The sequence below is a fragment of the Streptomyces sp. NPDC031670 genome, assembly GCF_055580545.1.
In genome coordinates this window covers 35,966-51,398 of sequence record NZ_JBVILC010000023.1, presented here as the reverse complement: position 1 = coordinate 51,398, position 15,433 = coordinate 35,966, and the positions used below count along the sequence as shown (strand labels likewise).

The 15,433-nt window shown below is 66.3% G+C and carries 9 protein-coding genes; 6 read left to right on the top strand and 3 right to left on the bottom strand.

What is annotated here, in order from left to right:
* Positions 1 to 168 precede the first annotated feature (168 nt).
* From ACZ5ID_RS30870 to ACZ5ID_RS30860, 3 genes are all read left to right on the top strand, one after another.
* A complete protein-coding gene (locus tag ACZ5ID_RS30870; protein ID WP_468904401.1) occupies positions 169 to 1,131 on the top strand; it encodes an FG-GAP repeat domain-containing protein in 963 nt (320 codons plus the stop codon).
* A 250-nt stretch (positions 1,132 to 1,381) separates the two neighbouring features.
* Positions 1,382 to 2,314 carry an FG-GAP repeat domain-containing protein gene (locus ACZ5ID_RS30865; RefSeq protein WP_468904399.1) on the top strand — a complete coding sequence of 311 codons (933 nt, stop codon included), beginning with the start codon at positions 1,382 to 1,384 and terminating at the stop codon, positions 2,312 to 2,314.
* Positions 2,315 to 2,525: 211 nt separating this feature from the next.
* The gene (locus tag ACZ5ID_RS30860) at positions 2,526 to 3,449 is read left to right on the top strand and encodes an FG-GAP repeat domain-containing protein (protein ID WP_468904396.1); all 924 of its coding nucleotides are present in this window, start codon (positions 2,526 to 2,528) and stop codon (positions 3,447 to 3,449) included.
* Between the two features lie 92 nt (positions 3,450 to 3,541).
* Here the strand turns inward: ACZ5ID_RS30860 and ACZ5ID_RS30855 are convergent, their stop codons facing one another.
* The gene (locus tag ACZ5ID_RS30855) at positions 3,542 to 5,161 is read right to left on the bottom strand and encodes an FG-GAP-like repeat-containing protein (RefSeq protein WP_468904394.1); all 1,620 of its coding nucleotides are present in this window, start codon (positions 5,159 to 5,161) and stop codon (positions 3,542 to 3,544) included.
* Positions 5,162 to 5,259: 98 nt separating this feature from the next.
* Entirely contained in the window at positions 5,260 to 5,775 is a 516-nt protein-coding gene (locus ACZ5ID_RS30850) for a hypothetical protein (RefSeq protein WP_468904392.1), read from the bottom strand.
* A gap of 371 nt (positions 5,776 to 6,146) precedes the next feature.
* Here ACZ5ID_RS30850 and ACZ5ID_RS30845 point away from each other — a divergent pair, with 371 nt between their 5' ends.
* Complete coding sequence (locus ACZ5ID_RS30845) at positions 6,147 to 9,842, top strand: colicin E3/pyocin S6 family cytotoxin (RefSeq protein WP_468904390.1); 3,696 nt, start codon at positions 6,147 to 6,149, stop codon at positions 9,840 to 9,842.
* Positions 9,843 to 9,976: 134 nt separating this feature from the next.
* Positions 9,977 to 10,366: a hypothetical protein gene (locus tag ACZ5ID_RS30840; RefSeq protein WP_468904388.1), complete on the top strand. Its 390-nt coding sequence runs from the start codon at positions 9,977 to 9,979 to the stop codon at positions 10,364 to 10,366.
* Between the two features lie 78 nt (positions 10,367 to 10,444).
* Here the strand turns inward: ACZ5ID_RS30840 and ACZ5ID_RS30835 are convergent, their stop codons facing one another.
* Complete coding sequence (locus ACZ5ID_RS30835) at positions 10,445 to 13,240, bottom strand: aconitate hydratase (protein WP_468904385.1); 2,796 nt, start codon at positions 13,238 to 13,240, stop codon at positions 10,445 to 10,447.
* Between the two features lie 629 nt (positions 13,241 to 13,869).
* Between ACZ5ID_RS30835 and ACZ5ID_RS30830 the strand changes: the two genes are divergently transcribed.
* Positions 13,870 to 15,396, top strand: coding sequence for a helix-turn-helix domain-containing protein (locus ACZ5ID_RS30830; RefSeq protein ID WP_468904383.1), 1,527 nt, complete (start codon positions 13,870 to 13,872; stop codon positions 15,394 to 15,396).
* Positions 15,397 to 15,433 lie beyond the last annotated feature (37 nt).

The window sequence follows — 15,433 nt, the reverse complement described above, 5'->3', positions numbered from 1 at the left end:
GGGCCGCACTCCCGCAAGGGGGTGCGGCCCTTTCGTCTCCGCAGTCAAACAGGTTGACACGTAAGGGAGTTGTGTAAGGATCTCGCTGATCACGTGACGTGTTCGGCGCACGGTTCCACAGGGGTGCCCGGTGCCGCGTCATGGCTCATCGACCCCATGGAGAGACACGTGGCCAAGTCTTCAGGCCGTACGCCCGGGCGGACGGCTTCCCGTCTCGCCGCCGCGGCCGTCGCCGCCGCCCTCGTCGGCACCGGCGCAACCGCCTTCGCGGCCGACGGGGCGACCCCCTCGCCCAAGGCCGCGGTGAAGGCCGGCGCCGCGCGGGCCACCGCGCACGCGCACGCCGCCCAGGGCGCCGGGCACGGTGTCACCAAGTCCGGTGACCCCAACGGCGCCTACCCGGTCTTCCCGCTGATCGGCGTGGACCGCTCCGGTGACAGCTACTCCTATCTGCCGGACTACGAGGGCGCCTTCGCCCCCAAGGTGCACTTCGAGGAGGGCCAGGGCGGTGTGAAGAACGGCGCCCAGGTCGACAACGACGCCGACGGCGTCGCGGACGGCATCTGGAAGTGGGACACCAACGGGACGATGACGTACGAGCCGTACCTCGAGCTCGAGACGACCACCGTCGGCGGCGGCTGGAACATCTACAACACCCTGCTCTCCCCGGGCAACCTCGGCGGCGCGGACGGCGGCGACCTGCTGGGCCGCGATGCCTCGGGCACGCTCTATCTGTACCTGGGCTACGGCAACGGCAAGCTGACCTCGCGTTACAAGGTGGGCGGCGGCTGGGGCCAGTACACCGCGCTGGCCGGCAACGGCGACCTGACCGGGGACGGCAAGGCCGACATCGTGGCGCGCGGCGCCGACGGCACCCTGTGGCTCTACAAGGGCACCGGCGACTACAAGGCACCCTTCGAGCCGCGCACGAAGATAGGCGGCGGCTGGAACATCTTCAACGCCATCGTCTCCTCCGGCGACGTGGACCTCGACGGCACCACGGACCTGCTCGGCCGCGACGCGGCGGGAGCGCTGTGGCTCTACAAGGGCACCGGCGACGCCGCGGACCCGTACAAGTCGCGCGTGAAGATCGGGAACGGCGGCTGGAACACGTACCGGCTGCTGTTCTGACGCCGTCCCGGCGGCTTCGAGCCACGCACGATAACCGGAGGGCCGCATTCCTGTAGGGGAATTGCGGCCCTTTTGGGCGTTTTCGGGATACGCGTGGTGAACGAGAGGCGAGAAATAGCTGTTGTCTTGATCCCCTTTGTCGCCAAGCGGGTTGACAGGTAAAGGAGTCGTGAAACGATTCCGCTGAACTCGTGACGCGACTCGACACCCGAGTCGCACCACGTCTCATTCACGACCAATGGAGACATACGTGGCCAATATCTCTGGCCGTAAGCGTGGACGCATAGCTTCGCGTCTCGCTGCCGCGGCGGTCACCGCCGCCCTCGTCGGCACCGGCGCCACCGCCTTCGCCGCCGACAACCCCTCGGCGAAGCCGTTCAAGGCTCCGACGGCGAAGCCGGCCAAGCGCGCGCTGACCGGCGCCCAGGCGTCGAACCCGGGCGACGCGCCGATGTTCGGCCTCTACGGCATCGACAAGTCGAACACCGTCTACTACTACGCCCCGGACGGCAACGGCGGCCTCGAGTCGCGTTCGGGCTTCGAGGGCAACACCGGCTGGAACTTCAAGTGGGTCGGCCAGGTCGACCAGAACGCCGACAACCTCGTGGACGGCGTCTGGGAGGCCGACTACAACGGCAACCTGTACTACGCGCCGGGCGACGGCTCCAACCCGGTCACCATCGGGGGCGGCTGGAACACGTACAACGCCATGCTCTCCCCGGGCAACCTGGGCGGCGCCGGCGCCGGTGACCTCCTGGGCCGCGACTCCTCGGGCACGCTGTACCTGTACCTGGGGTACGGCACCGGCCAGATGACGTCCCGCTACACCGTCGGTGGCGGCTGGGGCCAGTACACGGCCCTCGCCGGCAACGGCGACCTGACCGGGGACGGCAAGGCCGACATCGTGGCGCGCGGCGGCGACGGCACCCTGTGGCTCTACAAGGGCACCGGCAACTACAAGGCGCCCTTCGAGGGCCGCACGAAGATCGGCGGTGGGTGGAACACCTACAACGCCATCTTCGCGCCGGGCGACATCGACCTCGACGGCAAGGCCGACCTCGTCGGCCGTGACGCCTCGGGCGCGCTGTACCTGTACAAGGGCACCGGCAACGCCGCGGACCCGTACAAGTCCCGCGTGCAGATCGGCACGGCCGGCTGGAACACCTACCGGCTGTTCTTCTGATCCGACCCGGTCTGATCCGACCTGACGGAGGGCCGTACCGCTTCGGCGGTACGGCCCTTCGGCGTTGCGGGGGCCGGGCCAAGCGGTCGTGACGATTCCCGCACATATCTGTTTGGAGGATGTGAGAAAGCCGTGAAACGATCTCACTGAACCTATGGCGAGCCCCCCCTGGTGGGGCGCGCCATGTCTCAACAACTCCATGGAGAAATACGTGGCCAACACTTCTGGCCGTAAGGGCGGGCGCATAGCCGCCCGTCTCGCCGCCGCGGCGATCACCGCGGCGCTCGTCGCGACCGGCGCGTCCGCGGTCGCGGCGGAGCACCCCGCCAAGAGCTCCAAGACCGCGTCCGCGTCCAGCAAGGCGCACGCCCCGGCTGGTCTGCGCTCGTCCGCCGTCGCGGAGGCGAACCGGTTCGCGCTGTACGGCTTCGCCGGCAACGGCTACCTCTACAGCTACTCGCCGGACGGCAAGGGTGGTCTTGACTCCCGTGTGAAGTCCGGTGAGAACTGGAGCAACGAAAAGGACCTCACCCAGGTCGACCACAACGGTGACGGCCACTCGGAAGGCATCTGGTACCGCAGCACGGACGGCTACCTGCGTTACTTCATGTGGGACGTCGGCGAGTTCACCGTCGGTGGCGGCTGGAACACCTACAACCACATCTGGTCCGTGGGCGACCTCGGCGGCGCCGGTGCGGGCGACCTGCTCGCCCGTGACGGCAGCGGCAACCTGTACATCTACCTCGGTTACGGCGACGGCAAGCTGACGTCCCGCTACAAGGTCGGCGCCGGCTGGGGCCAGTACACGCAGATCGCCGGCAACGGCGACCTGACCGGTGACGGAAAGAACGACATCGTCGCCCGCGACGGTTCCGGCAACCTGTGGCTCTACAAGGGCACCGGCAACTACAAGGCCCCCTTCGAGGGCCGCACGAAGATCGGCGGTGGGTGGAACACCTACAACACCCTGATCTCCACGGGCGACCTCGACTTCGACGGCAAGACCGACCTGGTCGCGCGCGGCAACGACGGCACCCTGTGGCGCTACTCGGGCACGGGCAACGCCTCGTCCCCGTACAAGTCCCGCGTCCAGATCGGCAGCGGCGGCTGGAACACGTACCGCCTGCTCTTCTGATCTTCGGGATTCCTGAAGTCCTGAGCACGTGATTGGGCCGCACTCATGACGAGAGTGCGGCCCAATTTACTGTCTTGGCGAGGATTCAGAGGTCAGGAAGTCTGCGGCCACAGAGAGACACCTTCAGCGAAAGCTGACTTGCCGCTCCCCTTATACATCCTCAGCGCCTGCGAACCGGTCCACAGACCTACCAGGTCGAACTTGCCGTCGCCACTCACATCTCCACTGAGAAGTGCGTTCGTATTGCTCCACGATTTGTCGCCCCACAAGGAGACACCGTCATCGAACAGCCCTTGAGCGTTTCCATGATAGCCCTTCAATCCGCCGTCTCCAGAGATGGCAGCGATGTCGTCGCGACCGTCACCGTTGAAGTCTCCGGCAGTGATCTGCTTCATTGGCTTCCAAGTACTGTCACGCCACATCTGTCGCCTCTGCCCGAGGACACCTTCCGAATTAGTGGAGTACGAGTACAGTGAGCCGTCCCCCCAGACCGCGAGCAAACCGTCTCGGCTGGATTTGTCCGCCTTGTACCGGGCGACGTGCAGCATGGTCTTCCAGGAGTTATCCGACCACATCTGCTTACCGTCGGCGAGACTGCCGTCCCGCTTTCCAAGGTACAGACGCAGGCTCCCGTCACTGGCAACAGCTGCGATGTCCGTCAGACCATCGCCATTGTAATCACCGGCGATAATCTTCTTCATGGACCTCCAGGAGTCGTCATACGCCCAGAGAAGGCGGCCGTACTGGAGCGCCCCATCCCCGTTGGCGTAGAACACGTTCAGAGAACCGTCTGCAAGCACAGCCGCTACGTCCGCATGACCGTCGCGATTGAAGTCAGCCACCGTCGAGAGCTCGCTGAGAGCCGGAGGTTTAAGGGGCAGACGCGTCTTCTGTATCCAGCCATTCAAGTCATCGACGCGCGTCTCCTGCGCACCAGTGCGAGTCTCATCCTCACCGAAGCAACCTCCCTGCCAGGAGCGGCTGTTGATACCTATGAGCTCGACCTTGCCGTCCCTCTCCCGGAAGGTAGGTGCGCCTGCATCTCCCTTACACAAGCTAGCATTGGATTCGGATTTCCGATCGATGGCGAAGGTTTCGTCCCCAACGGAACCAACAGCGAAATCTCCTGTGTGGGGATTCTCCGGCACCCACTCGTCCTGAGTGCGACCAAATCCCACAACTCGGAGACTCTCACCGCCACTTGGCGGCGTGGTGGCAATCTGGATAGGCACGGCCGGCACCGGTGACCGGAACGCGGGCTCCACCCCCGTCGGCACATAATGGGTACCGTTGGTAAACCCGCTCTCAATCTTGGCCATCACGAGATCGCGCCCCTTGGCGGGAACCAGCCACGTAACCGATCGGTTTTTAGAAAAGGGAACAGGGGTAGCATCCAAGCTGCCCCCTGGCGTCACCAGTGCCTTCATCTTTGGTGTGCCAGTGGGGATATCAAACCCCTGCTGAGGATTGTCGGCGAAGCAACTCGCAGCAGTCAGGACCCACTGCGGATCTACCAGCGCACCCGAGCAAGTCCGGTCACCATCTCCGATATGAATCTTCACGGCGAACGAGTACGCGCCTTCATCGACCGAGGCCCCAACCACCGCCTCTGCTTGCGGGGCCATGACCGTCCCGGCAAAAACAACGGCACTGGACAGGCCGGTTACCCAAGCCCAGCGCGAACGTCTGTCAGTCATCTTCGTCTTTCTCATCGAACGCTCACTCCTGCTGCCCGCAGCTACCAGTAGGCTCACGGACGAGTTCAGCCAACCCGAACCCGCCCACGGACTGGGCGCAGGACTCTGCCATGTCAGCCGGTCACTCGCAGCTCAAGGAGAGCCGTGGGTTCAGAACCGGCCCCTTCGCCCACGGACTTGAAGTGTCCGGGCTCTACATCGACGGTCTGATGTGTCTTACCGCCGTCCGCCGTCAGGTCGGCCGTGACGGAGCGATCCTTCGTCTCCACGGCCCAGACCTCGGCTATCTTCATGGTCAGGTAGCCGCTCTTTCCGATGACGCGGAAACAGACATCCTTGTTGCCATTGGCGCGCGTCCATACCTTGATCTGCTGCGGCGAACCGTCACAGAAATCGGACAGCACAATATGGCCGTCCCCCTTGATCAACGTGATTTTCCTGTCCGCCTCGATCCCCGCCGCGCCAGGGTAAGCGAAGTCCTCGACCCCGGAAGGCGGAACATCGTTTGCACTGACCGTCACCGCGGAAGCAGTGGAGGAATCAGCTGCGGCCAGGGCCAGAACGCCGATAACGGCCCCCAGCGCAATGGCGCTTCCAGTCAAAATCACCTTACGAATGAGAGAAATCACCGACATCCTTCCCGGCACGGGTGACTGCGAGTCGCATCCCTATGCACAGCCAATCAAGCCAGTCTCCAGGCCTCGATTTCGACGCCCAGCACAGGCCGTCAACGTACTGGCTTCACAAGGAGTTCACAAGTTGACAGTCGCGCCAATTACCGGAAGATGACGCTCCGCCCGGCGTGACGCAGCATCCCCTGGAATTCAAGCCAATCTGGTTCCGCATTCCGCCAAGGCGTAGCACTTGGCGAAGGCGGTGAGGAATCGACAGCTACACTCCCGAGGCCGAAATGCGGCAACTGGCGAGGTCAGTAATCGAGATGAGTGTCGCTTTGAGACGAAGAGCAGGCTGGAAAACTATAAGGCGGAGGGCATCCGGCGTGGCACGCACGCTGGGACTGAGCCTGTTGCCGACAGTGCTGATGACCGGCCTCCTGGGATCACCCGAATCGGCCGCAGCAGCAGAACCGGCAGTCGCTGCCACAGAGACCGGGGTTGTCGCTCCCACGGCACGCGGACAGGTTCTGGAGCTGTGGAAGGCCGGCGGTACCGGCACGAAGGCCGCAGCGGAAGCTGCGCTGCTCGGTAGCGACGCCGAGGTCAAGTACTTCCTTGAACAAGTCAAGGACAAAGAAGAGTTCGGTGACAACCGAGTCGCAGCAGGTCAGCTCATCAACGTGGGCGGGCGAGGAGTTCAGGAGGCAGCCCTCAAGGCCCTCGGGGGCACTCCAGAGGAACTCAAGTCCTTCCTGAAGGATGGCTGGAAGGCTCCGTTGGAGCAGGACCAGCGGGTCCGGGTTGCCCAGGTCATCAACGCGGGTGGCCGTGGGGTCCAAGAAGCCGGTCGCAAGGCACTCAATGGCACGCCGGAGGACGTCAACGCCTTCCTGGAGCAAGGTCAGTACTCCCAGCGTGATCAGGACGACCGCGTAGAGCTGGCGCAGATTCTGAGTACCGGCGGCACCAACGTCGTGGCCGCAGGCCGAATCGCCTTGAACGGATCACCGGAGGACATCCGGGAGTTCCTCCAGGTCGGCCAGTACGTGGCACGATCGCGTGACCAGGAGTTCGCGACGGTTGCCCAACTCGCGGCCCAGGCACGCGAGGCGGGCCGTCAGGCCGCAGCGGAGACGGAGGCCGCCAAGGACGCGTCGGCGCGTGCTGTCACCGCTTCGAAGCAGGCCAAGAAGGACGCCGAGAAGGCGGCGGCCGAGACCGCGCTTGCCAAGAACGACGCCGACACAGCGGCTGCGAAGGCCAAGGAGGCGGCTACGGCCGCCAATCAGGCTGCGACTGCGGCGCAGCAGGCGATCGACGCGGCCCGTGCGGCCAACAACTCGGCGCGCATCGCAGCCAACGCCGCTTCCCAGGCCGCCGCTGCCGCCGCCGGCGCTGCCCAGGCGGCGTCCCGCGCACAGAGTGCGTCCGCCGCTGCCGCCCTGGACAAGAACAAGGCGTCGGCGGCACGGCAGGCAGCCGAAGGGGCGCGGACCGCTGCCAAGGGTGCTCATCTGGCCGCGGACGCCGCCGGCCAGGCCAGTGTCGCGGCATCCGCCGCGGGAGACGCCGCGCTCGCTGCCTTGAGTGCCGGGGGTAATGCGAACGCCGCCGCTGCGGCTGCTGAGGAGGCCAGCACCTACGTCGACCAGGCAGACGGTCGCGCCGCCGAGGCCCGCGAGGCCGCAGCCGCAGCTCGCAGACACGCGAGGGAAGCGAACCGCGCGGCTCTCGCGGCCGAAGCCCTGGCCCGGAAGGCGGCGACCGCCGCAGGTCAATCCCGGGATGCGGCCAATTCCGCCGCGGGACACGCGGAGAAGGCAGCCGAGGCCGCCGACAACGCAGCCGCCCATGCGGGTGAGGCCGATACCGCCGCGACCCAGTCCGAAGCCCGCGCCAAGGCCGCCACCGAGGCGGCAGACGCGGCGAGCAGTGCTGCTGCCAAGGCTCAGTCCACCCATGACCTGGCCCGCCAGGTCGAGGCGGAAGCCCTCACCACTCGTACGAACGAGAGCATCGCGCGCGCTCAGGACCTGAAAGCCAAGGACGAGCTCGACCAGAGGAACAAGGCCAAGGCGGCCCAGCAGACCAAGGACCTCCAGGCCGAGGCCGAACGCCTGGCCACCGAGGTGTCCCAGCCCGGCTCGGATCCCGCTGCTGTCGATGCCAAGGGCCGCAAGCTTGCCCTGCTGACCCTCAAGACAGGTCCGCCGTGGAGCCAGGCCGCCGCCGAGTCAGCGCTCGCCGGCACGAGCCAGGCAGTCGCCGACTACGTGCGCAGTGGCCGGGTGGAAGCCGCCCGGCAGGATGACCGCGACCGTGTCGAGGAACTTGCCTCGGAGAGTCCTTCGAGCTTGGTACGCACTGCCGCGGAGGCAGCCCTTAAGGGGGATGCCGCGCAGATCACCGCATTCTTGGCCAACGGCCAGTACGAGGCGTCAGCCCCGGACCTGCGTGTCCACATCGCCCAGATCATCGACAAGGGCGGCCGCGGCGTGGTGGAGGCAGGCCGAGCCGCACTCGATTCGGCGAGTGTCGACAGGTACCGGGAATTCATCGGCGTCACTCAGTACACGGCCCGGACCGAGGACGAACGCGTCCGCGCCGCCCAGCTGTTCGACAGCGGGGGCCCCCAGCTCAAGGCGGAGGCCCGGATCGCTCTGGAAGGCCCGGCCCGACAGCTGCACGCGTTTATCGAGGTCGGTCAGTACAAAGCACAGCAGCAGGACCTCCTCGCCGCGACGCATGTATCGCAAGTTCAGCAGGTGATCGCCGAGGCCGCCAAGGTCGCCGCTACCGCGCAGCAGAACGCCGCAGAGGCGCGTTACGCCGCCTTCTGGGCACGCCACGCATCCAACGAGGCCCAGCAAGCAGCCGCAGAAGCCGAGGCAAAGAAACGCGAAGCCCAGTACCACGCCGCCCGAGCCGACCAATCCGCCCGGGAAGCCGAGGCTTCCGCGGCCCAGGCCGCAGCTTCCGCCAAGGTTGCCCGCAACGCCGCCAACAACGCCCAGGCGGCAGCCAACGAGGCGTCTGCTTCGGCCGATCAGGCACAGCTGTCGGCGGCATCGGCGCACTTCTCCGCGTCAGCCGCGTGGGCCGCCGCCGATGACGCCCGGGCCTCCGCCACTGCCGCGGGTAAGGACGCGGACACGGCGGCCAAGGCGGCCAAGGACGCCTTCAACGCGGCCGTGACCAAGATGAGGGCAGAAGAGGAAGCGCGGAGGAAGGCCGCCCAGGATCCGGGGGCCGAGGCCCGCGAGCGGTACCGATGCGGGTTCGCCGGCTGCCAGGAAGCACGCGACAACCCTGCCCGATGGTGCCAGCACAACGAAATCGCCTGCGACATCCTCTCCATGGCGCCCGCCTTCGAGGCCGCCATGAACAAGCTGTACGGGTACATGAATTACGCCCTGCACATGAGCTCGCTGGTTAGCTGCGCGGACTACGACCTCTGGGCCTGCGGGGACTTGGCACAGCAGCTCGCGTTCAAGAATAAAGTGATGCTTTTCGCCCAGCTTCTACGCGCGGTCGACGATGCCGAGGGGAGCCCGAACGACAAGGGGAGAGATCCGAATTGCAAGGTTTTCTCCATAGTCGGCAACAGCGGCCTGTTTGGGAGAAGTCTTGCAAATCCTGACCGCCATGCCGCCTCCAGCCGGACCACGACGGCCGCCGTTCGCCTCGTCCAGCGTGGAGACTGTGGACCCGAATTCAACTCGGCGCGTTCTGCACTGAACCACTGGCTGAAGCACACGTTTGGCATCGACCTCAACAAAAATGGAAACTACAAGTTCCCCAAGGACGGGAACGCCCCGCCAAGGCCGGACATGCCCGAGTTCAACGGACATAATGGATTCAACGAGTACAAAAAAGCGGCGCGTGATTTCCTCGCCGGCCCCCCGAGGTCCGGCGATTACGTTACGGAGGCGGGCAGCCTCTTCCGTTTTGACCCCAAGACCGGATACTTCGGCATCAGGAACAGTAGCGGGACCATTTCCACATTCTTTCGCCCCGATAACGGTCCAGAATATTGGCGAAAGCAGATGGCTGACTGGCCAGGAAAACTGATCCCATAGCCTGTGGCGGTTTACCGTACCGCCGTCTAGCATCAGACGTTCCGGGTGGACGCCACTGAGATCATGGTGGCGTCCACCCGGCAACCAACGGAGAGAGTAAATTGAGCCTCAGTCGACAGTTCCTGGACAGGTACGTGGAGATCCAGCTCGAATGCGCAAGGACGAGAGTTCATCAAGCCGCAGTAGATCTCGGCCTCTGGCGTACGTTTGTCGCAACGTGCGAGAACGGCTACGACGACTCCCTGTATGAGTATTTTTATGACCTGCAGGTCAGGGATGCCCTGGAGATCGCGCTCAACGACAGGGAGCTTTCTCGGCTCGACGGGTACGCCCATTTCCGCGATAAGGTAACCGCCATTGATGGCGACTTCCGCCGAATCGCGACCCTGCCTCTCCCGGTCAAAGACCCAACTGGCAGCGATTGGTGGCACCTGATCATTCCTGACAAAGGCTCTCAAGAATTCGCAACCGACCTACGAGAAGAATTTGGCGTGATCGTCGCGGTCACACCCGAGGTCGATTAGTTGGATTTTTGAAAACCAGAAGGGGCCGCCTCCGTTTCCGGAGAGCAGCCCCTTCCGCGTACTGGCGAAGCCAGATCCCTAGCCGCGGATCAGGTTCCGCAGCACGTACTGCATGATGCCGCCGTTGCGGTAGTAGTCCGCCTCACCGGGGGTGTCGATGCGGACCACCGCGTCGAACTCCACGCCTGTGTCGGTGGTGACCTTCACCGTGCGCGGGGTCGTGCCGTTGTTCAGCTCGGTGACGCCCGTGATGGAGAAGGTCTCCTCGCCGGTCAGGCCCAGGGAGGCGGCCGTGGTGCCCTCCGGGAACTGGAGCGGCAGGACGCCCATGCCGATGAGGTTCGAGCGGTGGATGCGCTCGTAGGACTCGGCGACGACGGCCTTGACGCCGAGCAGCGCCGTGCCCTTGGCGGCCCAGTCGCGGGACGAGCCCGAGCCGTACTCCTTGCCCGCCAGGATGACCAGCGGGATGCCGGCGGCCTGGTAGTTCTGCGAGGCGTCGTAGATGAAGGAGACGGGGGCGTCGGCCTGGGTGAAGTCGCGGGTGAAGCCGCCCTCGGTGCCCGGCGCGATCTGGTTGCGCAGGCGGATGTTGGCGAACGTACCGCGGATCATGACCTCGTGGTTGCCACGGCGCGAGCCGTAGGAGTTGAAGTCGCGGCGGTTCACGCCGTGCTCCGTGAGGTACTTGCCGGCCGGGGTGTCGGCCTTGATCGCACCGGCCGGGGAGATGTGGTCGGTGGTGACCGAGTCGCCCAGCTTGGCCAGGACGCGCGCGTCCGTGATGTCGGCGACCGGGGTCGTCTCCATCTGCATGCCCTCGAAGTAGGGGGGCTTGCGGACGTAGGTGGACTGCGGGTCCCACTCGAAGGTGTTGCCGGTCGGGATCGGCAGCGCCTGCCACTGGGCGTCGCCCGCGAAGACGTCCTGGTAGGACTTGTTGAACATGTCCTCGCCGATGGCGTTGGCCACGACGTCGTTGACCTCGGCCTCGGTCGGCCAGATGTCCTTCAGGAAGACCGGGTTGCCGTCGGCGTCGGTGGCGATGGCGTCCCGCGTGATGTCGACCTTCATCGAGCCCGCGATGGCGTACGCGACGACCAGCGGCGGGGACGCCAGGTAGTTCATCTTGACGTCGGGGTTGATCCGGCCCTCGAAGTTGCGGTTGCCGGAGAGCACCGAGGTGACGGCGAGGTCGTGCTCGTTGACCGCCTTCGAGATCTCCTCGTCGAGGGGGCCCGAGTTGCCGATGCAGGTGGTGCAGCCGTACCCGACGAGGTTGAAGCCCATCTTGTCGAGGTAGGGCGTCAGACCGGCCTTGTCGAAGTAGTCCGTGACGACCTTCGAGCCCGGGGCGAGGGTGGTCTTGACCCACGGCTTGCGGGTCAGACCCTTCTCCACGGCCTTCTTCGCGACGAGCGCCGCGGCGACCATCACGTACGGGTTCGAGGTGTTGGTGCAGGAGGTGATCGCGGCGACGGTGACGGCGCCGTGGTCGATCTCGTAGGTCGAGCCGTCGGCGGCGGTGACCGTGACCGGGTTCGACGGGACCGCGGCACCGGTGCCCTCGGCGTGCTGCGGGGCGCCCGCGCCGTTCTCCTGGCTGCCGTAGGCCGGGGCGTCGGAGGCCGGGAAGGACTCGTCGCTCGCCTCGTCCACCGGGGAGGCGGCGGTGCCGGCCTCGGTGGTGGGCGCCTCGACGTAGTTGAGGATGTCCTTGGCGAACTGCTCGGCGGCGTTGGCGAGGACGATGCGGTCCTGCGGGCGCTTGGGGCCGGCGATGGAGGGGACGACCGTGGAGAGGTCGAGCTCCAGCTTCTCGGAGAAGTCGGGCTCGGCGGCCGGGTCGAGCCAGAGGCCCTGCTCCTTGGCGTACGCCTCGACGAGCGCGACCTGCTGCTCGGAGCGGCCGGTCAGACGGAGGTACTTCAGCGTCTCGCCGTCGATCGGGAAGATCGCGGCGGTGGAGCCGAACTCCGGCGACATGTTGCCGATGGTGGCGCGGTTGGCGAGCGAGGTGGCGGCGACGCCCTCACCGTAGAACTCGACGAACTTGCCGACGACGCCGTGCTTGCGCAGCATCTCGGTGATCGTGAGGACCAGGTCGGTGGCGGTGGTGCCGGGGTTCAGCTCGCCGGTCAGCTTGAAGCCGACGACACGCGGGATGAGCATCGAGACCGGCTGGCCGAGCATCGCGGCCTCGGCCTCGATGCCGCCGACGCCCCAGCCCAGCACACCGAGGCCGTTGACCATGGTGGTGTGCGAGTCGGTGCCGACGAGGGTGTCGGGGTACGCCTGGCCACCCCGGACCATGACGGTGCGGGCCAGGTGCTCGATGTTGACCTGGTGGACGATGCCGGTGCCCGGGGGGACGACCTTGAACTCGTCGAAGGCGGTCTGGCCCCAGCGCAGGAACTGGTAGCGCTCCTTGTTTCGGCCGTACTCCAGCTCGACGTTCTGCGCGAAGGAGTCCTTCGTGCCGAACTTGTCGGCGATCACCGAGTGGTCGATGACCAGCTCGGCGGGGGCCAGCGGGTTGATCTTCGCCGGGTCGCCGCCGAGCTCCTTGACGGCCTCACGCATGGTGGCGAGGTCGACGACACAGGGCACGCCGGTGAAGTCCTGCATGATCACGCGGGCCGGCGTGAACTGGATCTCCTGGCTGGGCTGCGCCTGGGAGTCCCAGCCGCCGAGCGCCCGGATGTGGTCGGCGGTGATGTTCGCGCCGTCCTCGGTACGGAGCAGGTTCTCCAGCAGCACCTTCAGGCTGTAAGGGAGGCGCGCGGAGCCCTCGACCTTGTCCAGCCGGAAGATCTCGTACGACTCGTCGCCCACCTGCAGCGTGCTGCGGGCGTCGAAGCTGTTCGCCGACACGACAGTCTCCTTCATATATGTGCGCGTTCCACCGCATCCTGCCGCCACACTGGATAGCCAATCCGCTAAGGTAAGGCTAAGTTAGGTCACCCTTACCGCCGCAGGGGCGATATGCGTACGGCCGCGGTGCGCCTCGGCAGATATCTCGATGTCGAGATAACTCTAGTACATGGGCGAGCGCTGGTCATGTGTGGGCACGCGGTCCGGCATGCCCCGGACAGCCGGGGCGCGCCTCCACGTGCGCCGGGACTCGGCCGGCCTCGTGGGCGATGGTGACAGCCGTCCGGCACTACTGACCGGCATCGCGACGAACATCACGTACGGACAGATGGCGCAGAGCGGGATGAGCGCGGCGAACCGGACCGGCTTCCGTACAGGAAGGGCCGGACCTGCGGCTCCACGCGCGTGACGCGGGCGCGCGTCACCTGCGGACTGGGTCGCGTGAACATGGGTACCCGCACCCGGGTGGAGTCGGACGCGCGCCCTCCGGTTGCCGGACAGCGGCTCGCGCCGCAGCATCGGAACTGACGGCGTTTCACCGGGGTCGCCCACGGGGTCTTCACTTCAGCCCCACCCGTACGGCGCACCCCAACAGCACTCTCATCTCATATGTGAGATAACCTGGCGCCATGTCAGACGACTACCTCGTACGCATCGGCAAGCTCATCCGTGACGCCCGGCAGCATCGGGGCTGGACACAGACGCAGTTGGCCGAGGCTCTGGGCACGAGCCAGAGCGCCGTGAACCGTATCGAGCGCGGCAACCAGAACATCAGCCTTGAGATGATCGCCCGCATCGGTGAAGCACTCGACAGCGAGATCGTCTCACTCGGCTACGCCGGGCCCATGCATCTGCGGGTCGTCGGCCGGCGCCGGCTCTCCGGCTCCATCGACGTCAAGACGAGCAAGAACGCGTGTGTGGCGCTGCTCTGCGGCTCGCTCCTCAACAAGGGCCGTACGGTCCTGCGCCGGGTGGCGCGTATCGAGGAGGTCTTCCGGCTCCTGGAGGTCCTCAACTCCATCGGGGTGCGCACCCGCTGGATCAACGACGGCGTCGACCTGGAGATCGTGCCCCCGGCCGACCTCGACATGGACGGCATGGACGCCGAGGCCGCCCGCCGGACCCGGTCCATCATCATGTTCCTCGGCCCGCTGCTGCACCGTATGGACCACTTCCGGCTGCCGTACGCGGGCGGCTGCGACCTCGGTACGCGCACCATCGAGCCGCACATGATCGCCCTGCGCCGCTTCGGCCTGGACATCACGGCCACCGAGGGCATCTACCACGCCGAGGTGACGCGGACCGCCCCGGACCGCCCGATCGTCCTGACCGAGCGCGGCGACACGGTGACCGAGAACGCGCTGCTGGCCGCCGCCCGCCACGACGGCGTCACGGTCATCCGCAACGCCTCCTCCAACTACATGGTCCAGGACCTCTGCTTCTTCCTGGAGGCGCTGGGCGTACGGGTCGACGGCGTCGGCACCACCACGCTGACCGTGCACGGCGTGCCGAACATCGACGTCGACGTGGACTACTCGCCGTCCGAGGACCCGGTCGAGGCGATGAGCCTGCTCGCCGCCGCCGTGGTCACCGAGTCGGAGCTGACGATCCGTCGGGTGCCGATCGAGTTCCTGGAGATCGAGCTCGCGGTCCTGGAGGAGATGGGCCTGGACCACGACCGCTCGGCGGAGTACGCCGCCGACAACGGCCACACCCGGCTGATCGACCTCACGGTCCGCCCCTCCAAGCTGGAGGCGCCGATCGACAAGATCCACCCGATGCCGTTCCCCGGGCTCAACATCGACAACGTGCCGTTCTTCGCGGCGATCGCGGCGGTGGCCCAGGGCAAGACGCTCATCCACGACTGGGTCTACGACAACCGCGCGATCTACCTCACGGACCTCAACCGCCTCGGTGGCCGCCTCCAGCTGCTCGACCCGCACCGGGTGCTCGTCGAGGGCCCCACGCGCTGGCGCGCGGCCGAGATGATGTGCCCGCCGGCCCTGCGTCCGGCGGTGGTGGTCCTGCTCGCGATGATGGCGGCCGAGGGCACGTCCGTCCTGCGCAATGTGTACGTGATCAACCGCGGCTACGAGGACCTGGCGGAGCGCCTCAACTCGGTGGGCGCGCAGATCGAGATCTTCCGGGACATCTAGGAACAGCTCCGGCACATGGTCCCCGGTCCCTGAGCCC

Bases quoted from the DNA above. Each gene is read 5' to 3' on its own strand.
- ACZ5ID_RS30855 (WP_468904394.1), bottom strand. From the start codon at position 5,161: ATGAGAAAGACGAAGATGACTGACAGACGTTCGCGCTGGGCTTGGGTA.
- ACZ5ID_RS30830 (WP_468904383.1), top strand. From the start codon at position 13,870: ATGTCAGACGACTACCTCGTACGCATCGGCAAGCTCATCCGTGACGCC.